General features: G+C 41.9%; 13 protein-coding genes. 2 read left to right on the forward strand and 11 right to left on the reverse strand.

What is annotated here, in order from left to right:
• Positions 1-201: 201 nt before the first annotated feature.
• From ACSZOX_RS15980 to ACSZOX_RS16030, 11 genes are all read right to left on the reverse strand, one after another.
• Entirely contained in the window at positions 202-1,233 is a 1,032-nt protein-coding gene (locus tag ACSZOX_RS15980) for a GntR family transcriptional regulator (RefSeq protein ID WP_437921074.1), read from the reverse strand.
• 156 nt (positions 1,234-1,389) lie between these two features.
• Positions 1,390-2,901 (reverse strand): RagB/SusD family nutrient uptake outer membrane protein, encoded by a 1,512-nt coding sequence (locus ACSZOX_RS15985; RefSeq protein WP_437921075.1) that lies wholly within the window; start codon positions 2,899-2,901, stop codon positions 1,390-1,392.
• A 4-nt stretch (positions 2,902-2,905) separates the two neighbouring features.
• A complete protein-coding gene (locus ACSZOX_RS15990; RefSeq protein ID WP_437921076.1) occupies positions 2,906-6,085 on the reverse strand; it encodes a SusC/RagA family TonB-linked outer membrane protein in 3,180 nt (1,059 codons plus the stop codon).
• Between the two features lie 205 nt (positions 6,086-6,290).
• Positions 6,291-9,032, reverse strand: coding sequence for a glycosyl hydrolase (locus tag ACSZOX_RS15995; protein WP_437921077.1), 2,742 nt, complete (start codon positions 9,030-9,032; stop codon positions 6,291-6,293).
• A 6-nt stretch (positions 9,033-9,038) separates the two neighbouring features.
• The gene (gene rhaM, locus ACSZOX_RS16000) at positions 9,039-9,350 is read right to left on the reverse strand and encodes an L-rhamnose mutarotase (RefSeq protein ID WP_437921078.1); all 312 of its coding nucleotides are present in this window, start codon (positions 9,348-9,350) and stop codon (positions 9,039-9,041) included.
• Positions 9,351-9,352: 2 nt separating this feature from the next.
• A complete protein-coding gene (locus ACSZOX_RS16005; protein WP_437921079.1) occupies positions 9,353-12,304 on the reverse strand; it encodes a sugar-binding domain-containing protein in 2,952 nt (983 codons plus the stop codon).
• A 21-nt stretch (positions 12,305-12,325) separates the two neighbouring features.
• Positions 12,326-13,486, reverse strand: coding sequence for a glycoside hydrolase family 88/105 protein (locus tag ACSZOX_RS16010; RefSeq protein WP_437921081.1), 1,161 nt, complete (start codon positions 13,484-13,486; stop codon positions 12,326-12,328).
• Between the two features lie 177 nt (positions 13,487-13,663).
• Positions 13,664-14,458, reverse strand: coding sequence for a rhamnogalacturonan acetylesterase (locus tag ACSZOX_RS16015; protein ID WP_437921082.1), 795 nt, complete (start codon positions 14,456-14,458; stop codon positions 13,664-13,666).
• Positions 14,458-15,216, reverse strand: a complete 759-nt coding sequence (locus tag ACSZOX_RS16020) for a rhamnogalacturonan acetylesterase (RefSeq protein WP_437921083.1) — start codon at positions 15,214-15,216, stop codon at positions 14,458-14,460. The genes ACSZOX_RS16015 and ACSZOX_RS16020 overlap by 1 nt, the downstream gene beginning before the upstream one ends.
• Positions 15,217-15,231: 15 nt before the next feature.
• Positions 15,232-18,024: a hypothetical protein gene (locus tag ACSZOX_RS16025; RefSeq protein WP_437921084.1), complete on the reverse strand. Its 2,793-nt coding sequence runs from the start codon at positions 18,022-18,024 to the stop codon at positions 15,232-15,234.
• A gap of 147 nt (positions 18,025-18,171) precedes the next feature.
• Positions 18,172-19,506: a rhamnogalacturonidase gene (locus ACSZOX_RS16030; protein WP_437921085.1), complete on the reverse strand. Its 1,335-nt coding sequence runs from the start codon at positions 19,504-19,506 to the stop codon at positions 18,172-18,174.
• A gap of 335 nt (positions 19,507-19,841) precedes the next feature.
• On the opposite strand from ACSZOX_RS16030, the gene ACSZOX_RS16035 reads away from it, so the two are divergent.
• Together ACSZOX_RS16035 and ACSZOX_RS16040 are read left to right on the forward strand one after the other, a co-directional pair.
• The gene (locus ACSZOX_RS16035; protein ID WP_437921086.1) at positions 19,842-21,203 is read left to right on the forward strand and encodes a glycoside hydrolase family 28 protein; all 1,362 of its coding nucleotides are present in this window, start codon (positions 19,842-19,844) and stop codon (positions 21,201-21,203) included.
• 23 nt (positions 21,204-21,226) lie between these two features.
• Complete coding sequence (locus ACSZOX_RS16040; RefSeq protein WP_437921087.1) at positions 21,227-23,962, forward strand: family 78 glycoside hydrolase catalytic domain; 2,736 nt, start codon at positions 21,227-21,229, stop codon at positions 23,960-23,962.
• Positions 23,963-23,968: the final 6 nt, after the last annotated feature.

Below are 23,968 nucleotides of genomic sequence, written 5' to 3' on the forward strand. Positions count from 1 at the left end.
TTGTGGTTTATCTCCTTCCCTCGTTTTGTTAGCAAAACACCTTTCTCAATACAGCAGCAAGTTATAGAAAGCTCTTAGATACAGCAACCTGCCGTATCCTGTGCAGGATAGTTCTGAAAATAGCAATAGAATAGGTAAAAAAACTCTTACGCCCTATAGTAAGGGTTTACGTATCTGCACTATAAGAAAAAAAGGAAATAATTAGATAGAAGGTCTAATATTTACATAGAAAGGAACCTCCACTTGTGCCTTTTCATTTGTTTTAATAATCTGAGCAGCATATTTACCCATCAGCTCAAAATCCGTAGAAATGGTCGTGATACCGTTCAAAATGAATTTTTTCAACGGTGTTTCATTATAGGAAATTACACCAATATCATCTCCAACAACAAATTCCTTATCAATACATTTTTCCAAAATCAAGACCAAATCATCCTCTGCTAGGTTGATATAGCAATCACCCTTACGCAATGTTTCTTTTGACAGGTTGCCCACCAAGAGGTGATCAAATGCATATTGTTGACAGAACTTATAAAAGCCTTTAATAATCGCTTTAGGATAATCGCTATTATCCGGGAACACCAACTTAAGGGTACGATACCGCGATAAGGGTTCTAGCGCAGTCTCTAGTGCCTCGTAAATATCTTTTTCATAATTCTCATACACCGCATCGAAACTACCATCTACACCTTCAACCATTTTCCCCAGTAGCATCAGCTTCTCTAATGGAATAAGCGCCAATACCTCAGGGGCTTGATCTCTGCCTTCTTTAAAATGAGGAAAAACCACATAACGATCATAATGCTTGGTCAAGTTTAGCAGCAAACTTCGAAGATGAGATATATCACTGTTATACACGAAAAGATCCAAGGAGGCATGATGACCAAGTTCACGAGCGAACGCATCATACACGATTTTTTTATGTGCACTGAGTTTATTCAAGAACAAGGCAATTTTCTGCTTGCTGACAACATCAGACTTTGCTACAAAATATCCTTTTCCGGGTGTAGAAGAGATCACATCTAAGCTCTTCAAGTGCTTGTATCCTTTCTCTACTGTATCGCGCGAAATATCAAGATGCACACTCAATTCATTTATAGAAGGCAAGATATCGCCTTGTTTTAGCTGGCTATTCTTCACGCCATCCATAACAGCATCCGCCAATTGTAAATATTTCGGTGTAGACGAAAAATCACTAATTTGGATACTTTTTATAAATTCTAGATTGTTCATGGCTAATTCAGCTAAAATTGACCTAAAGAAACGGTTTTTTCGGGGAAAAAGCAATTATTCAGAAGGAAAGCTCCATACGATAGAACCATTGTATAACGACTTAAAGAACGAATAAGCCTAATTATACAATGGTTCTATAGCTAAAAAATATTGAATTTAATACCCCTTGTTCTGTTCGTATAAACCAGGCGTCGTATTAAATTCGGACTGTGGCACTGGATAAAGAACATAGTCTACAATAAAGTCCTCCATCTGTCCGCCCACATCTTCTGCAGCAATCCAACTCTTCATCGTTGCTTCCACGGTACCCGAACGGATAAGATCGAACCAACGCGTACCTTCCCCGATCAATTCTCTTCTTCTTTCTTCCAAAAGCTGTGCCTTGGTAACACCTACCAAAGCTGTACCAGTGAGCCCCGCTCTTGTTCGCACGGCATTAACCACTGCGTCTACATCGGTCGTCGTACTTCCGCTTGCACCATTCAGCACACATTCGGCCTTCAACAACAAGAGGTCAGTATAACGAAAAACAATAAAGTTTATTGGCCAATCCAACCTACTGCTGGTCGGAACTTTTGTTATATCAACAAATTTCTTAATAAAGGATCTAGTCTCTACGACATTCGCATTGGTATATCCACTCTGGATGCTAAACGTTTTCCGAACATCCTCACTCGTATACTTATCTAATAGATCTTCTGCCACTGGCCGAATCGTTAGCCCTCCTTGCGCACCATATCCATAAGATTGAAACCAAGTATCAGGAACCAATACCCAAGGAAATGTTGCACCCACAACAGGATTCGCACCACTGGAGTACTCAATATTAAAGATCACTTCAGCATTATGTTCATTACTATAATTGAAAATAGCATCATAACTTGATAGCATACTAAACTCATTTCCGGCAATAATGTCGTTAAATTGTTCAATAGCCTTGCCCCATTCATTACTATTTAAACCGCTCCCTTCGACATCCAAATCTGGTCCAGACTTTGTCATATACACCAATCCTAAAAGCATTTTTGCCGCATATTTATTTGCTCTTCCTTTATCGGCAGTCGCATAACTACTCAGTACAGGAAGATAATTTATGGCTGTAGTCAAATCTTCTTCAATAAAGTTGTAGATATCGGCTACCGCACTCCTTGGGATGGTCTTTGCTTCTGCTGCAGTAACGGGCCGGTCAATTAAAGGAAGCTTTCCAAAATACCTGACCAAATCAAAATAGAAAAAAGCACGCAAAAATCTAGCTTCGCCTTCCATTCGCTGACGAACATCGGCATCTATAATGACAGTCTCACCCTTGGTTGCCAATTGTTCCAAAAAGTTATTCGCCCTAAATATTCCCGTAAAATTACTTTGCCAGGCCTCCACAACATATGTATTCGCATCTATCGTTTTATGAAAACTGTTAATCCCCTCCCAGTCGCGTACACCTCCATCCGAAACAGCGTATAGATTGTCTGAACGCGTCTCCGATAAGTTCAACAGCCGATCTGGATACCCTCGGGTAGCGCTATATACGGCATTCAATCCTTGAGTAAAATCATTAACAGTTTGAAAATAAGTCTCTGAGGAAGCGTTTGATATGGGTTGTTGATCTAAATCCATATCACAAGAATTTAACAACATTACGCTTAGCGCTAAATATAAAATCTTCTTCATTGTATTAGAATGTTAAATTAATACCAAAAGTAATCGTCTTAGGCAGAGCCAATCCCCCATAATCACCAGCTTCTGGATAGGTAGTACTACCACTGAGGTTGGTATTTGCAGATTCCGGGTTTAGCCCACCATCATACTTATCGTGTCCCCAAAAATTTTCTAGTGTCACATAGATTCGTCCTGTATTCAACTTCGACTGGCCTCCAAGACGAAGGTCTTTAAAATTATAACCTACAGTCACGTTTCTCAGTCGCCAATAATCAGAAGAATAAAGCCAATCCGTATTTTTAATACGCCCAAAGGTGGAATATGCCTTACCTACACGCCCTTCGCCAGGATCCTCTTCCGAGCGCCAGCGATCCCGATAAAAGCCTAGTGCATTATCCGTAGATCCCTGTCCTGTTCTTCCTAAGGCTCTTCCCAGCAAAGAATAGAGATGACCTCCGTTTTGTCCTTGAAATAAAAAACTGAGATCAAATTTTTTATACTTAAAATCATTTGTGATTCCCCATACATAATCGGGATTAGGATGCCCTACAATAACGCGGTCATCCGCATTAATGACACCATCGCCATTAGCATCCACATATCTTGGATCCCCCGCTCGTTGACTGCCATACAATGCCGCTCCATTATCGATGTCCGACTGACTTAAAATTCCGTTTTGTTGTACAACATAGATACTATACATAGGTTCACCTACTCGAAGAATGCTGTGTTCAATATCAAAAGATGAAGGAATCAGAATTTCTTGTTGATCTCCTACCAACTTCGTGACCTTGTTACTATTATTGCTTAGGTTAAAGGATGTTGACCAAGAAAAGTTTTCTTTTTGAATATTTCTTGACGTCAGTTCCAAATCCCATCCTCTACTTTTCACTTCACCCGCATTATCCAAATACGAAGAAAAACCAGAAGCAAGCATCGCTGGCACGTTCAATAAAAGGTTACTACTGGTACGTCTATACCAATCAAAAGATCCGGAGAGGCGTGATCCGAAAAGGGCAAAATCTACCCCAAGATCGAATGTCTTTGATTTTTCCCAGGTTAGATTCGGGTTAATAATATTACTAGGACCCTGTCCTGATGCCGTTGCACCATTCCACGAATAATTATAAAAGCCCAATGTCGCAATACTGCTGTAATCACCAATATTATTATTACCGGATTCCCCATAACTTCCCCTGATTTTCAAATCTTGTATAAAATCAACCGACTTCATCAGGGATTCCTCAGATATGCGCCATCCCGCAGACAGGGAGGGAAACCAGCCCCATTTTGTGTTTGCTCCAAAACGAGAAGAACCATCGCGACGCATACTCGCCGAAAACAAATATTTGTTATCATACGCATACTGAAAACGCCCGAAATAGGATAGCATCAAATTTTTTGTAGCTGTAGTCGTCGATACCGTTGCGACAGCGGCATTTAAGGTTTTTATCGAACTATTGGTGTAGCCCCCTTGCGAACTTATCGTTGAAATATCCAATCGATCGTAATTGTACGCATGCCCAAGTAATGCATTTATGCTATGTTTGCTGATCTCCAAATTATAAGTCAGCGTATTTTCATTCACAAAGGTTTGTTTACGATAACTACCACTCGACCCCGATGTACTTTGATTAGGATTATTTACACGATTGGCTAATGTTCCTGCAACTGTATAAGGAACGAAGCTGAATCCTTGCCGATCCGTGTGATCCACATTTAACGTGGATTTGAAAATCAAATTATCCAATATACTGTACTGCCCATACATTGTAGCCAAAACACGTGCTATTTTATTTTCGCCAATGTAATTTTCCAATTTTGCAATCGGATCGTTCGTTGATGTACTCCAAGCATATTTTTCATTTTCAAAAACATTCACGGTTCCCGCGGGATGATCTTGAACAGGTGACATAGAGTAGATTTGGTGCATGATATTATCTTTCCCTTCGAGTCCAGGATCATTCATAATGGAATAAGTAGGCGCTAAATTAAGACCAAAAGCAACTTTTTTTGTGGGTTTGACATCAACGTTCGCGCGAAGCGTATAATTCTTATAGTCCAGGCCTTTCACGATTCCTTTTTGATCCAGATAATTACCTGATATATAATAATTCACATAATCTGTTCCTCCAGAGGCCGAAAGTTGATAATTCTGAACCATGCCTCGACGATAAGCCTCGTCTTGCCAATTAATCAGATATAACCCCGGATGTCCATCTTCCAACCATCTATCATCGTACATATAGGAATTGTTGACACTTTCGCCAGTCAGCCCTAGAATTGCTCTTCGTTCAGCAGTAGTCTGACTTGCCATCCGTCCCGTTCCCGAAGCGACCCATTGGGCGTTGATCATTTCAACCGCACGGTCGATCCACTCCTCACCATTCAACATATCAAGCTTCTTGTATGCTTCAGATGCCCCCAGATAGGTGTTAAAGGACAATTTCGGTTGCCCTGATTTTCCACGTTTCGTAGTGATCAACACGACGCCATTAGCAGCCCTTGAACCATATATTGCTGCCGCTGACGCATCCTTCAAGACTTCAATAGACTCAATATCGTTCGGATTGATATTATCTAAAGGGTTTCCCGAAGCGTAATTGCCAGAACCATTTGGTGCCGCTGTCGCTAAAGGAAATCCATCGATTACATAAAGAGGTTCGCTACCTGCCGTAACGGACCCCGAACCCCGAACCTGTACACTCAAACCCTTTCCAGGAACACCCGTTGTTTGCTTTACACGCACCCCAGACATCTGGCCGACCAAAGCTTGATCCACTCGAACAACCGGACGCTCTTCCAACCCCTGTGCATTAAACTTAGAAACTGGCGCAATTAAATTAGATCTTTTCTGTGATCCATAGCCGATCACAACAACCTCATCTAAAATTTCATCTTTAGACTTCATTGTAACAAGGAGGTCGCCCAAACTCGTCAATGTAATCTCTTGTGAAGCATACTCTACTGATGAAAAGATCAGGGTTTCACCTATCTTTGCCTGAAGCGTAAAATTTCCTTCACCATCCGAAGATGTTATTCGAGCAGCATCCTCCTTGACACGGACTGAAACGCCCGCAATAGGCCGTTGTGATGCATCGACCACTTTTCCTTTCCATTGCTCTTGCCCCATAGTTTCTTGAACAAAACCAAGTAAGACCGCAAGGAAACAACTTAACCAAATTGTAGTTCTCATAGATTTATAAATGTTAGTCCTCAAAAGATTTATAAGGTTCTCTATTTCCAATGTAATCAGTATCCTCGAATGAACTGTCATGCACTCTCATGTCGAATGACGAAAATTCATTCGGTTTGCAATCATGGACATTTCATATCGTCATAGTAAAAAAAACGGCTGTCTGGAGCAGACAGCCGTTTCAATAAAGAACCTTCAAAATCTATTAGTAACGAAGTAGTTTTACAGGGCCTTTTAAACCACTGTCCATGATCTTCCACTGACTTGCATCAAAATCTTTATAATCGATATTAACAAAATTAATTTCATGATAATTCCGCCAAGAGAATTTTTGTTGGTCTAAATCCCTCATGCGGTTTGCCATTAAGTTGGCAACTTCTATGCGAATAGTATTATTACCCTCTTGCAGCAAATCTCCAATTTCGACCTCAAACGGACTCGCCCAAACAATTCCTGCCTCTTTTCCGTTGATAGATACGCGCGCACTTTCCGCTACCCTCCCCAATTGCAAGAGATACGATTTACCTACTGCCTTTTGTAAAACAAAAGACGTCTCGTAACAGCCAGTGCCAGCAAATTTATCTGCAGCTTTGTCATTCCAGTTTGTCCAAAAATCTAATGTAGAAAGCGTTCGTGATTTTGGTAAGCCAGGCCCTCCCTGCTGAAAACTAACGTTCCATGGATTCGTAAAAACAGTTTCTTCCTTGGCTTGATCGAAATAATGGAAAGGTGTCGTCGCCTTCTTTTGATCAGAGGCCAATACAATCCAAGAATAACCCGAAGGAACCTGTAATCTTAAAAGTCCATCCTCCTGCAGTGGGAGCGAAAAAATCTTACCCGTCTGCGGATCCAGTAAAGTATAATATTTTGCGTTCGTATTCAGTTTAAAATGGCCATCAACCGCAGCCTTGCCATGGTTCACAAAGTAGTAGTAAGTATCAGCACCGTCTACTCTTCTAGAAAATTTCAATCCAGAGCGCACCACACGTTCTGCAAAAACTGCTTCTGTTTCCAAGGCCGAAAACACATCCTTCGTCAAATACACCTTTCCTTTACCGAGACGTATATATTGGTTGTCTTTGTCCTTCTGAAAATTTAATTTCGCCAGCGTTTTATTGAACAATGATCTACGTTCCTCTAACCGATCAAAGCCCGCGACATCTTTAGGCAGGGTCTCAAAAATAAGCGTTGCACCATTTTCTGCTAAATCCAAGAGCTTAATTAGGGTCTCTTCGGAAAAATAGTGTGCCGTCGGAATATAGATTACTTTATAAGGTCTAGCCCCTTTAGCTGTCAAAATATCAGATCCCTGTACGGCGGCATTTGCAATGATACGATCCGTTCCAAAATCAAAGCTATAACCTGCACGTTGTAAGGCTATACTGCGTTTATAAAACGCTGTAGGGTGTAACCAGTCATCAACATGATGCACACTCAACTGTTTAAAACTAGATGTCGTATCGTGCCATATGTCGTAAATAGGCCAATAAATCAACAACTCGTTATCTGCTTGCGTTGTCTGTAGAACCGACTGCACCCTTGTAACATAGTTATTTAACCCTGGCAGATGCGCCCAAAACGAATTATTAGGCGTAAAATTAACGGATGCATAAAACAACCAACCCGGATAAGGTGCATCTTGCGGAGAATAAGTCGTACCATGATAAAACACGTGATTGACACCTGCCAAAAAGAGCTGCTCTACCTCTGGTTTTGCCTGTCCAAGCGAGGTCCTAAAATGTTCTGTGAGCCATGTAAATGTTTCGGATGAAGTATACTTCTTGCCGCTTGTGTGTGTAGCAGAGGATGCAAATTTAAACATCATCGGATCGGGATCCACATTCCGAATATCGGCACTGTCGCGACGAAGACCAGGTATATCGAAGAAACTGGAGCCGAAAGTCTCACACTCAGCAATATCTGTACTTGCGTACAAATCAATCAAATTCCCTGGTGATCCATGCGCTTGATTTCGAGATAAAGCACCATTTCGATGCGCAAAGTCCGTAAAAGGAATCAGGAAATTATCCCGAAGTATGGCACTGACCACTTCACGATAATCAGATTTTACGCGCCCCTCCCTCTCTTTATTTTTTCCAAGACCTGCAAAATCTAACAAATGATCCTCTAACTTATATGCTTTTCTTTTCTCGAATTCTTTCAGAAACCCATCCGTCCAATTGGCGCCATAGACTTCATAACTATCATTGAAAAATGAGCGCACTTGAGGAGCACCACGCTGAAATTTCCCCTGAAAATAAGAAAGATATTGCTGTACAGCAGATGCGCCGAGATGATCTAAGGTGAAACCCTCACCACCAGGAGCAGCACGTTTCACTTTTTGCCGTGTACGACCTGTAAAAAGTGCGACAAGACGAACATCTTCAGGAGCCTGCCAACTGCCACTCGATTGACCAATGAAATGATCTAAGTTAACTTCTTCACCTTGAAGATTAAAAGCACGTAGTGCCTGCAATTGACTAAAGGATTGCTTGGCATCACTGACCTTTAAAGGGAAAGAAAGTTTTTCGCCCTTTTTTAAGCCTAACTCATCTAAAAAAAAACGTGTAGCGGCATATTGTTCTTCGACTTGAGGACCTCCAAAGGGCCATCCCGTACCCAGATTCATGTCAACTCCCATATCCAAATCATGGGCTTTCTTTGTTGTAAATCCCAACATTTCCATCCAATCAGTGGATAAATAAGGGATATAACGTTTCTCGAAGCCCTTTGCTCCGTAGATCGGTGTCACCTCAACTCCGCCGAAACCGGCTTCATGCAAGAGTTTCAACTCCCGGTCCAGATTTGGTTTATCAACAGCCGACCCGAGCCACCACCAACGCGTCCAAGGTTTCATTTCCTTGGTTACTGTGGGCCACAATTCCTGCGCATAGGAACTTGACAACAATAACCCACTACAGAGTAATCCAATCCATCTTTTCTTCATGCAAGCTTAGTCTAAATGAAAAACCTTCGTTAATGGAATCGATACAGGTGAAAAATCGGCATTGGTCTCCATAATATCAGCCATATACTTCCACCAACGCTGTACTATCTCAGTTTTCCCAAGATCTTGAGAAGAGCTCCCTGTCAATTGTTGAACAGCAAACAATGTGTCCGAATCCTCATCGAAGAATATCGTATAATCCGATATCCCGTTTTCTTTCAACAGATCCACTAACGCTGGCCAGATCTCGGCATGTCTCTTTTCATACTCTTCTTTCATCTCTGGCTTCAACTTCATTTTAAAAGCTATCTTCTGCATGATTATAATTTTTTATGGATATCTATTTCAATAATACTTAATGTTCCTTTAGTATGGGCATCATCGCGTGCCACACCATCATCTAATTTTTTTCCACCGACCTCTAGATGTTCGTTTACCTGACTTACATAGGAGCTCCCCTGCAATTGTATTTTTACACGACGTCCTTTTGTCCGAGGTACAGGCAAGCTATAATAGCCTAAACTTGTTTTTGTAACTCCTTCATAAATTAGCTTATCGTCAACAAAGATCTGCAAAGGGTAAACGCGCGATCTAAAATTATTCAACTTTAAATCGATCTCATCAATGTCCGAACGTTTGGCCAATGTATATTCGATCCAAGCTGTTTCCAGCTTACCATCGTTTACCCAATCTGAAAGTTCATTATCATCAAATGAAGCCGTAGCATTCGCTTGATTCGATCCAGCAACAGCTTTCTGTATGACCAAGGTTTCCCGGCTTGCTTGTAAAACAGGTTCTTGCAATCCTTCACCTCGGTCCAAATTACTAGGCAAAGCCATCGAAGAAGCCTTTGTAAATAAGCCCTGTATATCTTCTACAGGCGAAACCTCCCAGTGTAAACTGTCAGCTAAAAGACCATTCGCCGTTGCTTTTACTTTTACGTTGCCAGACTCACCGTATCTTGTACGCAGCAACACTCTGTTAATACCACATTCCACGGGTAACGATTCCGACAACACAAAGTTATTTGGTCCTTGTGCAATGCCGCCACGCCAATCCATAGGTCCGCTCCATTGGAAATCTATCATATCAGTCGCTGTAGGGCAACGCTGTCCATTTTTATCAAGCACTTCCACCTCAACGAGCACCATATCATGACCGTCTGCAAATAAACCATTTTCGCCATGTTTATAATTTAGCTTGAGTCTATAGGGGATCCCTGCCGTTTGGATAGTTTTTTCGTTAAGCAACCCGCCATCCATCGCGTAAGAACGAGCCTTCAATTCTCCCGCTTCAAAACGAATATTGGGAAAAGTAAATAGAAAATGAGACGATCGTTCACCAAAGCCCAAACTTTTACCGTTAACAAGTAGCTCCACTTTCTCACCAGCAGCAATAACCTGTATATCCTTTGTTACTTCCGGTTCATAGTTCCAGTGTCCAATGATATGCAGCCCCCTTGGATCGGGATCAACCCAACCATTCCACATCACCTGATGAGCATAGAAAGCGTCTTTTGGAATACGCATCGCATCAACTTCGCCACTACGGCGATAATTTTCCTTACCTCGAAAATGAGTGTTTGAATCTGAAAAAATAATATTAACACCCCCAGAGCTGACGCGCTTTCCCGTACCTGGCCTAACTTTCCAATATTCCCACCAACGGCGAACTGCCTCAACAGCATGCTGGTCTTGATTCCTATTGTAATCACTAGCGTCATTCCCTTTATAAAGAGGTCCCTCTCCCTCTTGATGAAAAGGGTAAGTATATTCATCCCAATACTTCCTTAACCCCTCATCACGCATATATTCCGTTGCAATCATGGGGTGTTTTGCACTTTTGTTAATATACAACATCTCACCACCATATTCGGCGAGTTTACTATCCAACATTTCTCTCGATCCTATCGCTCTACCACCATGTGGATCGAAACGATCACGAATAGCCTTCATTTCGGCCATATGGGATTCAGATATGGATTCATTGCCACTTTCATAAAATAGCACACTAGGGCTATTTCGGTAGTAAATAATGGCATCGCGCATCAATTCCTTTCTTTGCTCCCATCGTCGTCCCTCAACATCCTTCTCGGCATCACCAGCAGGCAACATCTGCATAATTCCTACACGATCACAAGATTCTACATCTTGACGCCAAGGTGTAACATGCATCCAACGAACTAGGTTTGCATTACTTTCCACCATCAGCTTATTGCTAAAATCGCTTAACCAAGGCGCTATCGAAAGCCCCACTGCAGGCCATTCATTACTTGTTCGTTGCGCGTATCCCTTCATCATAAGCACCTGATCATTTAGAACCACCTGCCCTTCTTTAAAGGCGGTCTTTCTAAACCCGGTACGCGTACTGACCACATCCAAAACATCTCCAGCACTCAACAACGTTGTTTTTACTGTATATAAATAGCCATATCCCCAATTCCAAAAATGTACCTGAGCTAGGGTACTGCTGACCGACAGCACGTCTGTGGCTCCCGCCGCGACGGTATACGCTTTTCGAAAGGTCTTGACTAAATTTCCCGATGCATCTAATACTTCGACCACAAACTCTCCTTTTTGTTCCTTTCCCGTCTCATTACGCACTTGCGACTCGACATGAAGCTGTAGGCTTTTTTTAGGGATGTCAATAGCCGTTGCATAAATATAAACCCCAGTAGTACCTAGGTTTGAAAACAGCGGTAACGTTTGATACAGACTACCCGCAAAATGTATCCAAACATTTTTAGGTATACCTCCATAATTTGCGTTGAAATTTTTATCATTCCATTGATAGGTACTATTTGTTTCCTTTTCTCTATAAGACCAACTGTTATCTGTCCGCACTGCAACAAGATTCTCTCCCTCTTTTAGCAGTTCTTGTGATATATCCAACCCCACCGCCATCACTCCGTTCTCGTGACGGCCAACGAATTTTCCATTCACATAGAACTCTGCCCCCATGCGCACGCCTTCAAACTCCAGAAAAACTTTTTCATGAGGAACATCTTTTGGCAAAAAAAACTTCTTCCGATACCAAACAACCGCCGTACTATGTTCGTGAATTGGTTTAAGAAAAGCCTCATCCTCGTTCCAAGCGTGAGGTAAGGTAACAGCTTGCCATGCACTATCGTCAAAAGACGACGACGATGCATCCGTAACATCACCAACATGCATCCGCCAGGATGCATTGAAACTATAGCTTTGTCGCTCCTGTCCTTGAAGAAGGATTGCCCAGCAACATAAAACAAGAATTAAAAGACTCCCTCTGTACATGTGATCGACGGTTATGAGATTTTACTTTTTATCTAGCATTTTATAAATTTCTGTGCCTGCAAGTAGGAAACAGCCCAATCCATAATCTTCAAAATCTGGCACACTAGAAAAACTCACGGGCTGTCCATCTTTAGGTTCTTTTCCTGTTCCTTGTAAATAGCCCAAGAAACCAGAAGGGTGGACCGCTTCCTTTACCATAGCGTTCCAAGCTTTATCCAGAGCTGGACGATAGATATTGGCATCCAAAAGTCCTTGATTTATGCCCCAAGCCATTCCATAAGCAAATAATGCAGTGCCCGAAGTTTCTCTTCCTCCGAAATTTGTAGGATCATGGAGACTTACATCCCAAAAGCCATCTGCTCGCTGTACAGCCAACGCTCCTTCCATCAACTCCCGATAATCTTGTAAATACTCATTTCTATGTTTCTCGTCGGCAGGGATAAGTTCCAAAACGCGGACCAAGGCCGCAACAACCCAACCATTACCGCGGGACCAATAACAATCTTCTCCGTTCGGCTCTTTATAAGGAGGAACAAAATCCTTATCCCGCCACCACAGCTTGTCCTCTTTATTGTATAAACCACCGCCCTCAACATTTTTGGAATGTACATACATTTTGTACATATAGTCAAAATATTGGGGTTCCTTAAACATAACACCAAGTTTCGCATAGATAGGCATGGCCATTTGAATAGCATCGATCCATGTCCAATCATCAACCTTCCCGGAAGCTATCACATAATCTATATTTTTCTTAATATCATGAAGACGCTCCGGTTGTGGGTCGATCTCATAAAGATCAAGATAGGTTTGTCCACAAGCCTGGTCATCGGCATTACGTGTTTCAATGCCATTACGCAATCCCCATTTATGTTGCGTCCCCCAATCCACTGCATAATCGTAGTACCTTTTATCGGCATCAATGCCGTACAATGCCATCAGTCCTTCATAGTATACAGCTCTTGTCCAAATATTACTAGGACGCCAACGATTGGTGTAGATAGGCTTACCCGTATCAGGCCATTTATTCATAAAGTATGCATTGGTAGAGCGCAACACAGCCAATACCTCTTGCTTACTTGTTGATTTTGTTTCCGATTGTCTCTTCGTGGCACACGCACCAAAGACAACAAACACCAATGCCATAACAAAACTATACGTAATTCTTCTTCCTCTAATCATACTTTTTTGGATAATTCATTTATTCACCGAAAGAAACTGCCCAACTGCCCTTTTAATTTGGCCGACAAGCACTGTTCCATCAGCTATAATACCATTATATTTTACAGTGAGCAACCTGTCGTATCCTGCGACGACAAGGAACTTCCTACAAATCATGAAGACTTTTCTTCGCGTTTGCTATTTTTTCAGATAGCTTTTTAAACCGATTTCACGATGGTTCGCAATGTAGGTTGCGACCAATGATGCGTTGAGCTCCGCTCCATCTTTAATGGTGTGCGTAGCGTCTGTAGCTCCGAAAAATTTCGTCTCCACTTCCGCTTTCCCCAATTTTTCATATTGTTGGATCACGAGATCTTGCAACGGAATAAACGACACACCCACTTGTTGTGCTGCTGCTTCTGCCCATTTGGCGTAGTCGGACCGGCGGACGAGATTACCTTCCCAAGCATTCCGAGGAATAGGAGAACATATAATAGCCGTCGCTCCCTTGTCTTGTATATTTTTCACAAATCGACGTAGATAAAAACCATAGCTATATACCATTTCCTGTTGTTTTAACAGCGGATTATTTACCTCTTGGAATTCATCGCCATTTCCTCGAATAGTCCCCCGGGCGCGGGTGGTATCAACGATCGGACTAGAATCGTTATGTCCAAATTGCATGATTACATAATCCCCTGGCCTTATACTATCTAGCACTTTTTGCCAAAGTTTTGGATTATTGTAGAACGTACGCGTGCTTGTTCCCCCTAAGGCATGGTTCTTAACAGCAATCTTATTCGTGTCAAAGTAACCTGCGATAAAACTTCCCCAGCCCCACTGTCCGTTACCACCATCTCCTCGTCCATTTTTGACCGTGGAATCACCTATAACAAATAATGTAGGCTTATCCCCCTTCCACATGAAGGAACATAAAGCTACCACAGCGGCACAAGCGACAAGTTGCCACACAAAACTTTTCTTATTTTTCATTATCTGATGTAATTTGCTAGAGGATGTTTTATCTGTTGTAGACCTTCGACAACGGAAGCCGCATTTTCCATGGCTCCATCATAATTGGTGTGCGTATGGTCTCCCGGGAAATATTTTTTCTTCACTTTATCGGCGCCCAATTGATCATATTTATTTGCCGTTATGGCATTGAGATCCACAAAGGCAACTTGTTCTTCTTTCGCAATCTGCTGCGCCCAAAGACCAAAATCCTTATCGGCACGTTTCACATGCCCTTTATCGTCCCACTGATTTCTGGGAATCATCGAAAGAATGACAGGCGTCACGCCTTTCTCTTTTGCTGCACGAACAAAACGCCGTAAATTTTCTCCATAGCTACGCACTGTCTCGTGATTACCATTCCCCCAATCGAGCACCACCGAATCTTTCCCTATTCCGGGCAACACCCCTCTATATCCCTGTTTCGAGGTATCGGGTTTACTTCCTTCATTATGCCCAAACTGAATTAATAGATAGTCACCCTTCTTCAGGAGTGAGTCAACCTTATCCCATCGTCCTTCCTTACGAAAAGTTCGTGTGCTCCGTCCTGCCATTGCATGATTCGCAACGCTTATTCTTGCCGTATCCAAAAAATCGGAAAGAAGAGATCCCCATCCCCAATATTGTTCATTACTATTTCGCACGGTTGAATCCCCAATTAGATAAACCGTTGGTTTCCTTTCTACACCAAAAGCAAGTAGACAAATTCCTACTGCAATTAACAGCAAATTTCTTATCATTTTTTTATTCATTTCCTAGTCTATCGTTAAATTAGCAAACTGCACAACATCTCTATCACAGGAAATGATGCCATCTGTATCGTGCAATTCCACAAGTTGTATACTGCTGCGGCGCTGCTCATAACTATCCTTTCCCTGATTTTGTATCGTGCGCCCTGGATGGGTAAAGTAGTACAAATAAGCACGGTCGTGGAGAACCAAAACATCGGGATGCCCTCCAATCACCTGATCGTCTGTCCCTTTACCCGGTTTATCCAATAACAAATCCGGTTGCTTTTCCCAATTTTTTAAGTCCACGGAACGATAAACCGCAAGACCTTTCCAGGTGTCAACAATCATACGGTAACTGCCTCGCCAGAAAAACACCTTTGGTCCCTCTCCTCGGGTGGCCACAGCCTTCCCTTTATCTTCCCAATGGTACAGATCTTTACTATCCGCATAATAAACAGATTTACCATCTTTTTCATTATTGTACCACATGCGCCATCCCCCATCTGGAAGTTGTAGCACCGAAGCATCGATTACTTTATCGGACGACAAATTCAGCGTAGACTGATATTTCCAATGCAATAAATCCTTACTTGTGAAATGTTCAATCGTACGTTCATGCTTCCAATCATCAAAAATACCAGGTACAACTGTCACATACATATGATAAACACCCTTATGTTCAATGACATCAGGAGCCCAGAGTGTTGCTGTACTCCTTGGCGAGCTAAACTTTGCGGTATCAAGATACTGCCAATGGACACCATCTGTCGATTTTGCAATCCCTATAGCCGTTCCATGAACCCAAGTAACTCCTTGCAATCCTTCCGACTTTGCCCTTCTATTGGTATAGAACATATACCATTGTTTTTCTTGCTTATTCCAAACAATAACGGGATCCGCAGCACCATCTTCCAGAGGATCTCTATACAAAGGCTTTGGTACTGCAATAGCATTCCCACGCTCTGGCCGAACGATTTGCACATCCGGTTTGGTCGGCTCTTCCATACCTGTTCCCAAGTAATAGCCCGTATGTGGTGGCTGATTATACGCCACATTTTGCCAAGCTACACTTAAGCGATATTGTGGATCATGCATGAGCGTATAAAGGCGATGTTCGGTGGGAATAGTGGTCGTATATATGCGTAAGGATTGATTATCGTCCGAACGTAGAATCAACTCCTCTCTCCAATCGCCCAATATATCTGCACTAAGATTTGGCGTACTTTTCGTTCCATTGATAGAAGAGGCTCCCGCTGCTTTAAAAATTAGCCCCTGTTGGTATTTCTCAATGGAATTGCCATTGAGTAACTCTCTGCTTAAATCAGCATCCCACCAAATCAAAAAATTTGTAGATCGAGGCGCTTGGCCAACCACATTCCCTTTCATATCAAAAAGAGACTTCGATCCCAAATACCACATGTACGCTCCCTTATGATTGGGATCAATATTTGCAGCAACTCCACGCGGAACATCTTGATCAATTGCTCCTTTAAATAAGATCTCTCCTGTTCGCGCATCGAGTAGAGCAGCTCCAATACCTTTTCTTCCCCCCTTCAACTCATGTATTCCAAAAATTTCAAGACCGGGGCGATCTGGATCTAAATCTGTGACATGCAGCGCGTCACCGTGTCCCAGTCCTGTACTATATAATCCCTTTCCATTATCATCAATAACCATAGACCCAAAAACAATCTCATCTCTTCCATCCTGATCCACATCTGCAACCGTCAGGTTATGATACCCTTGGCCTGAGTAGGTATTATTACGGGTCTTGCTATCAAAAACCCATCGGCTGACTAATTTTTTATCTTTAAAATCCCAGGCCGCCAATGCTGTACGCTCATAGTAACCTCGCGTCATAACAACGCTAGGGTGTACGCCATCCAAATAAGCCACACAGGCCAAAAAGCGATCAGAGCGATTTGCATTTGTATCGCCCCAGCTGCGCAGATCTCCGCGCTCAGGCAGATAATCAACCGTACTCAACGCCTCTCCGGTGAGGCCATCAAAAACCGTAAGGAATTCCGGCCCCTCTAAAATACGGCCTAGGGTACGAGAATTTGGAATCGTATCTCGCCAATCCGCTTTGCTATCTCCAATAATCTTACCCAAGCCATCACGTGTTCCATCGGCGGTCTTGCATACAAACTCTGCGCGGCCATCTCCATCAAGATCGTATACCATAAACTGTGTATAATGAGCCCCCTCACGGATATTTTTCCCTAAATTGATTTCCCAAAGCAAGGTTCCGTCTAATTTATAAGCCTGAAAAATTGGCTCATCCGTGATTCCATTATGTGCATTATCGTGTCCTTTACCGGTTTGATGCACGATAATTTCATAAATACCATCTCCGTCCAAGTCACCTACGGAAGCATCACCGGGTGTATATCCTGCAGGAGTCTTTAAAGGGAGTTCCAAATAAGGTTGCACCGCTGCATCCGACGAAAGTGTTATCTGCCCTTCTGCTCGCTCTTTTTTACCATCTATACGCGTCAAGAAATAGGTAACATTTTGCTTCAAATCGACCTGCTTGTCTTCAAAATTCGTACCCTGTAGCAACGGTTTGTCCGTCAGACGAACTTTTTTGTTTCCCTCATACTGCCTGTATATATGAAACGGCGTTTCATAGGCATCAGATGCCAGAAGACGCCAACTCAAAAATGCAGCATGCTCATTTGCTTTCATTGCTACGAGCCCACGATCAAGAAACTCAACCTGACGTTGTGCATAGGTAGCCATTGCTGCGAGCATACACATGCCAAGCAATAACAACTTCTTAATAGCGTCTATATGCAGTCGATAAACACGTTTCATATCTGTAAATAATTAATTAGGAGTGTTAGATTTCATTGGAATAAATGAGCTCGTTTCACTCGGTTTGACTTTTAAAGGCCATATGGAATGTCCAGGTTACTTTCATTTGTGCTTGTGCTTTGCAAGCATAGACATTTCATAGGAAAATTATTTCATGACCACTTTCTTTCCATTAACAACTACATTTTTCAGCTGAAAATTTTGAATATACTCTTGTTGAATATAGGACTTTTTCTTCGCCGTAATATTCATATTCTCAAATGTAAAATCAGACAATTTATATTGATCTGAATTATTCACATCAAACAATATATCGCATTCTAAGGTCACATTGCGTAAAGTAATGTTTTTAGCGTAAGACATCTTGATCTCCTTTTCACCTTTCAGATCAAAAAATTGCGTCCAAGGTTTAACAAACAATAGACTTGACGCATTACCTTTCACATTTTCGATAAGGATATTTTCATATTCCTGTGGGGTATCCGGACGCATTTTTAACTGCAACAGTTTCTTCGCTTTATCCAGCGTATTATTTCTAAATATGACGTTATAGCTGTGAATAGACTCACTACCGCAAGTAAGTGCACTATGGCAAAAACCAAATTCACAATCCTCAATAATAATATTGAAGTTTTCCCCATTATTTGGATCCTTATCTGATTGTGGTCCTTTACCACCTTTTAACGCAATTGCATCGTCGTTTACCGACATGTAACAGTTCTTAATCAATACGTTTTTGCAAACATCCAAATCTACTGCATCTGAGCTCGGTGCTTTAACCGGTTTTTCCGGAGCAGTAATCCTCAAGTTAAGCAGCTTTAGGTTTTCAACTTTATAGTAATGGGAAGTCCAAAAAGGAGAATTTTTCATATGTATTCCTGATACCTGCACGTTTTTACTATTCGATATATATAGTATTCGTGGGCGCATTTCATCCATATTGGTACAGTTGGGATTGAATCCACGACGTAACCAAAACGATTTCCAATAACGAAGTCCATTTCCATCCAATGTTCCTTTTCCAGAAACCGTAAAGCCATCCACTTTATCCGCATTTACCAATGCTGCAAAATACTTCACTGTTTGACCTTCCATACGTGTTGTCAACAATGAAAAATGACTAATATCGTCGCTCCCTTTTAATACAGCTCCTTCTTCAAGATGTAAATGCGTCTTTGCTTTAAAAAACAACGATCCACTCAGAAAAATACCTCGCGGCACAATAACAACACCACCGCCAGCTTGAGCAGCTTTGTCGATTACGGCCTGAATCTTCTCCGTCTGTAAAATAGTACTGTCAGACAGCACTCCAAAATCGGTAATACGAAACGATTTACCCAGTGAGGAAATTGCAGCAACATCCGTCTTTTTAAACCACTCAGATATCGGGGTACCATCAGGAAATCGTTCTTGAGCCAACAATGCTTGTTGAAAAAAAAGGGTGGCAGTCACCAACGTAAATAGTATAAATATTCTCTTCATTCTTAATAATTTCAATTAAATAGGGTGGAACATGAGTTCATCAACCTTGGTCAGCGTAATTACTTTCAATTGATGTTCTAAACTATCAACTAAAGCGCTCAAAGGCAACCTGTAGTGTCCTGTCCTGCTTTTGAAACCGACAAATTATCCCCTTCTATGATGCATAGGTTAACAGATTGAAGTTTGTAAAATGTTTGTTATGCCGATCTTGATAAGGACCGATGCAACGTTTTTCAGCAAGTACATCAATAGCGCAACCTGCACAGTCCTGCATCCCAAAATTCGCAAGAAGATACTATTATCCTTATTTTTATAAACCTATAAACCCTATAATCATGACATATAAATCTATTTTTACATTAAGCTTCATTTTTTTACTTGTCAGCACAGGCTTTGCGCAGGAAACGAAAATTAAAACGAAGAAAATTAAAGTAGAGGCCCCATTCTCCATGCCCGATATCACGATTCCTGATTTCAGCGCGGCACCAACATTTGATATTACAGAATTTGGAGCCACTATCGGAGACAAAGAGCGTATTTCTAACGCAATCTCAAACGCTATTGCCGCAGCAAGTAAACAAGGGGGTACGGTTGTTATCCCGGCCGGAGAGTGGCTCACAAAAAAAATACACCTCAGGAGCAATGTGAACTTGCATCTCGCAAAAGGAGCTACACTTTTATTTTCGGGCGATCCTGAAGATTACCTTCCAGCTGTTTTTAGCTCTTGGGAGGGCTTAGAATGTTACAATTATTCTCCACTTATCTATGCTTTTGAAGCCAAAAATGTAGCTATCACCGGCGAAGGAGAAATAAAAGCTGAAATGGAGGTTTGGAAAAAATGGTTTCCACGGCCACAAGCACATATGGAGAGCATCAAACGACTCTATAACTGGGCACAAGATGGCCTCCCTGTAACGGAGAGAAACATGGTAAACGATACATCGAACTTACGTCCACAGTTTGTACAGTTCAATCGCTGTGAGCAAGTATTGGTGGAGAATATTAAAATTAGAAACAGCCCCTTTTGGACCGTTCACCTGTATCTATCTAAAGATATCGTTGTACGAAATATCGATGTATATGCACATGGTCATAACAACGATGGAATAGACCCGGAAATGAGTCAAAACATCCTTATCGAAAACTGTATCTTTGATCAGGGCGACGATGCTGTAGCTATCAAATCGGGGCGAAATCCAGAAGGATGGCGTCTAAAAACTCCCTCTAAAAATATTGTAATCAGAAACTGCATCATGAATGATGGTCATCAACTGGTAGCAATTGGTAGCGAATTGTCTGGAGGCATCGAAAATGTATCCGTACAGCATTGCGAAGCTGGTCCAAAAGCGAATCTTATGCATCTGCTTTTTATTAAAACAAATGAACGTATGGGCGGATATGTCAATGGGATTTACTTCAATGATGTAAAAGCGCATAATTTGAAAGACGGCATTTTAGGCATCGATACGGACGTATTGTACCAATGGAGAACATTGGTGCCTACAAAAGTTAAAAAACTTACGCCCATTCAAAACATCCAGTTGACCAACATCCATGCTGAACAGGGAAAATTCATCGTCAAAATAAATGGCAATGCTGCGCTTCCTGTAAAAAATGTATTCTTAGAAAACGTGACTTTAAAGAAGGCAACAGAAAAAGAAGTGCAGAACAGCTATGTGGATGATTTTCGATTTTAACACCTAACAGAAGAAACCCGATTATGAATAAAAATAGCATTGTATTTTTCTTATTTCTAACCCACAGTATACTTCTAGGGCCACATGTAGCCTTAGCCGCAATGCCCGGTTCTCCCTTCCATCTTCGAACCAGCGATAAAATACATCCTGTAGGAACGGATAACACGCCTTACTTCGGTTGGCATATCAAAGATGATGACGAAAACGAAATCCAATCCGCCTATCAACTCTTGGTTTCTGAAGAACCGACAAGCTTAACAGAGCATCAGGCTAAACAGTGGAATTCTGGGAAGGTCATTTCCAGAAAACAAAACTACGTATATTATGGAGGCAAGGCGCTAGATGCTGGAAAACGTTATTATTGGAAAGTACGTACTTGGGATAAAGATGGGCAGGTTGGAGCCTGGTCTGAGACACATCATTTCGATACCGGTCTTTTGACAAATGTCGATTGGAAAGGTGCTCATTGGATTAAAAGAGATAACGATGAAGCCAATGACTACACTTATTTCCGAAAACAAGCAACATTGAAAGACAAACCTATTAAACGAGCTATTGCATATATCAGTGCGTACCACAGCTATTCACTTTATATCAACGGCGAAGCGGTGGGTAAAGGCGCTGCTTTCCACTATCCGCAGTACGCTTATTATAAAGGTTACGATGTAACAACGAAGCTAAAAAACGGAGCCAACAGCATCGCGTCGATGACCCATTGGTACGGAGGGGGGCAAGGGCGTCCCAAAGGAGAGCGAGGTTTTATACTTAAACTCATCGTCGACTACACAGATGGTACACAGACCGTCATAGGAACAGATGAAACCTGGCGACAACATGCTGTAGATCATATTCTTCCAGGAACAAAACGACGTAATGGTGAGGGAATAGGCTTTATCGACATAATAGATAGCAGAAAAACCATAGAAAACTGGCAATCAACACAATTTAACGACAACGACTGGAAGAACGCAAAGCTTATAGGAGCTCAACCGTCCGCCTCCTTTAACGGCATATTGCAACCCGATTTAACGGATTTAAAAGAACAAGAAATAACGCCAGTTTCGGTAAAAAAAATCGGATCAGGGAGTTACATCATCGACTTGGGAAAAATTTATGCGGGTGTTCCTCAAATCTCTTTTGAGGGTGGAAACGCAGGAGATACCGTGCAGATGCGGGGAGGTTTTGTATTAGAACCGACGGGAGAGGTTTCTAAAAAAATGAACCAAAGTACCGACCTGTCCTATCAATTTATATTAAATGGTAACAAAGCGACCTTCCAACCTGTTGTTTATCTCGGTTACCGTTATTTACAAGTTGATCACTCTCCAATCGAACTTAATGTAGCAAACGTCCATTTTATAACGAGACATTTTGAACTCGAACCTGAACAGGCATCTTTTACTTCTTCTAATTCTATGCTCAATGAGGTTTGGGCATTGATGCAGCACTCTCTGGTCCTCGGCGCCCAGGAAAGCTTTGTTGATACCCCCACTAGAGAAAAGGGGGCCTTCCTTGGTGATGCATGGAGCCAAAGTGTAGTCACGATGTCCTGTATGGGTGAGCGTGCCCTAACATTACGAACCTTGTTGGAATTTCTTGATTCACAAGATCAATATTGGTCTGAAGAAGGTGCTTTGAATTCTGTTTACCCTAATGTAGACGGAAAAAGAGATATTCCAGATTACACACAACAGTACTTGATATGGGTATGGGATTATTTCCTGCAAACAGGTAATTTGGATTTTTTACATGACAACTATAAGAAATTACGCAAGGTTGCGATGTATGTTTCCAATTGCCAAAACGAAACAACGGGACTTATCCACCACTTGAAAGGTGGTAGCGGTGCTTATAAATATGGTATTATCGATTGGCCCGCAGTTATGCGTTTCGGATACGATATGAATACTGAAGCGCGCACCGTGATTAATGCCTATGCATACGCCGACTTCGATATTATGTCGAAAATAGCGCATGTGGTAGGCAACAAAGAAGATCAATCTTTTTTTCATACCAAAGCCATTCAATTGAAAGATGCATTTAATCGCTTACTCCTGCAAGAAGATGGACTGTACATTGATGGCTTACTTGAGAACAACCAGCAAAGTCTCCACATATCACAACATGCGAACATGCTTCCGCTGGCATTAAATATGACTCCCGCTACGTCGGTAGAAAAAGTAACCGCACAAGTCAAAGAAGGAAAAATGAGTGTCGGTATGGTTACCGTCAGATTTCTTTTGGAAGCCTTAGGCGAACAGAAAGAAGGCCCGCACCTTCTTGAACTGTTGACAAATCCCAATTGGAACGGTTGGGCACAAACTGTCAGCAAAGGGGGAACAGCAACATGGGAATCTTGGGATGCTGATCAACGTAATGAAAGTATGTGCCACCCTTGGGGAGCCGTTGGATTAATGGGGATCCAACGCTATGTACTCGGTATTAAACCATTGAGTGCACAACACGATCAAATACAAATCAAACCTCTAGATTTTAAAGGCCAACTTCAACGAGCTTCTGGCAAATATACCACAGATAAAGGTGATGTCGCGGTCGCTTGGCAACAGGATGAGTCGACCTACCTATTAAAAGTCACGATCCCGGTCAACATCAGTGCACATATCGCCGTACCCAAAGGGAACGGGCAAAGTGGACAACTCAGCATCAATGGAAACAAAATAGATGCCACGATCAATGGTGATTATTTGGAAATTCCGAATCTTGGTTCAGGAACGTACACCATCATCCGATCCTTGTAAATAGGC

The organism is Sphingobacterium sp. LRF_L2, from assembly GCF_965644235.1.
In the GTDB taxonomy this organism is placed as follows: Bacteria; Bacteroidota; Bacteroidia; order Sphingobacteriales; family Sphingobacteriaceae; genus Sphingobacterium.

Bases quoted from the DNA above. Each gene is read 5' to 3' on its own strand.
- ACSZOX_RS15980 (WP_437921074.1), bottom strand. From the start codon at position 1,233: ATGAACAATCTAGAATTTATAAAAAGTATCCAAATTAGTGATTTTTCG.
- ACSZOX_RS15985 (WP_437921075.1), bottom strand. From the start codon at position 2,901: ATGAAGAAGATTTTATATTTAGCGCTAAGCGTAATGTTGTTAAATTCT.
- ACSZOX_RS15990 (WP_437921076.1), bottom strand. From the start codon at position 6,085: ATGAGAACTACAATTTGGTTAAGTTGTTTCCTTGCGGTCTTACTTGGT.
- ACSZOX_RS15995 (WP_437921077.1), bottom strand. From the start codon at position 9,032: ATGAAGAAAAGATGGATTGGATTACTCTGTAGTGGGTTATTGTTGTCA.
- rhaM (WP_437921078.1), bottom strand. From the start codon at position 9,350: ATGCAGAAGATAGCTTTTAAAATGAAGTTGAAGCCAGAGATGAAAGAA.
- ACSZOX_RS16005 (WP_437921079.1), bottom strand. From the start codon at position 12,304: ATGTACAGAGGGAGTCTTTTAATTCTTGTTTTATGTTGCTGGGCAATC.
- ACSZOX_RS16010 (WP_437921081.1), bottom strand. From the start codon at position 13,486: ATGATTAGAGGAAGAAGAATTACGTATAGTTTTGTTATGGCATTGGTG.
- ACSZOX_RS16015 (WP_437921082.1), bottom strand. From the start codon at position 14,458: ATGAAAAATAAGAAAAGTTTTGTGTGGCAACTTGTCGCTTGTGCCGCT.
- ACSZOX_RS16020 (WP_437921083.1), bottom strand. From the start codon at position 15,216: ATGATAAGAAATTTGCTGTTAATTGCAGTAGGAATTTGTCTACTTGCT.
- ACSZOX_RS16025 (WP_437921084.1), bottom strand. From the start codon at position 18,024: ATGAAACGTGTTTATCGACTGCATATAGACGCTATTAAGAAGTTGTTA.
- ACSZOX_RS16030 (WP_437921085.1), bottom strand. From the start codon at position 19,506: ATGAAGAGAATATTTATACTATTTACGTTGGTGACTGCCACCCTTTTT.
- ACSZOX_RS16035 (WP_437921086.1), top strand. From the start codon at position 19,842: ATGACATATAAATCTATTTTTACATTAAGCTTCATTTTTTTACTTGTC.
- ACSZOX_RS16040 (WP_437921087.1), top strand. From the start codon at position 21,227: ATGAATAAAAATAGCATTGTATTTTTCTTATTTCTAACCCACAGTATA.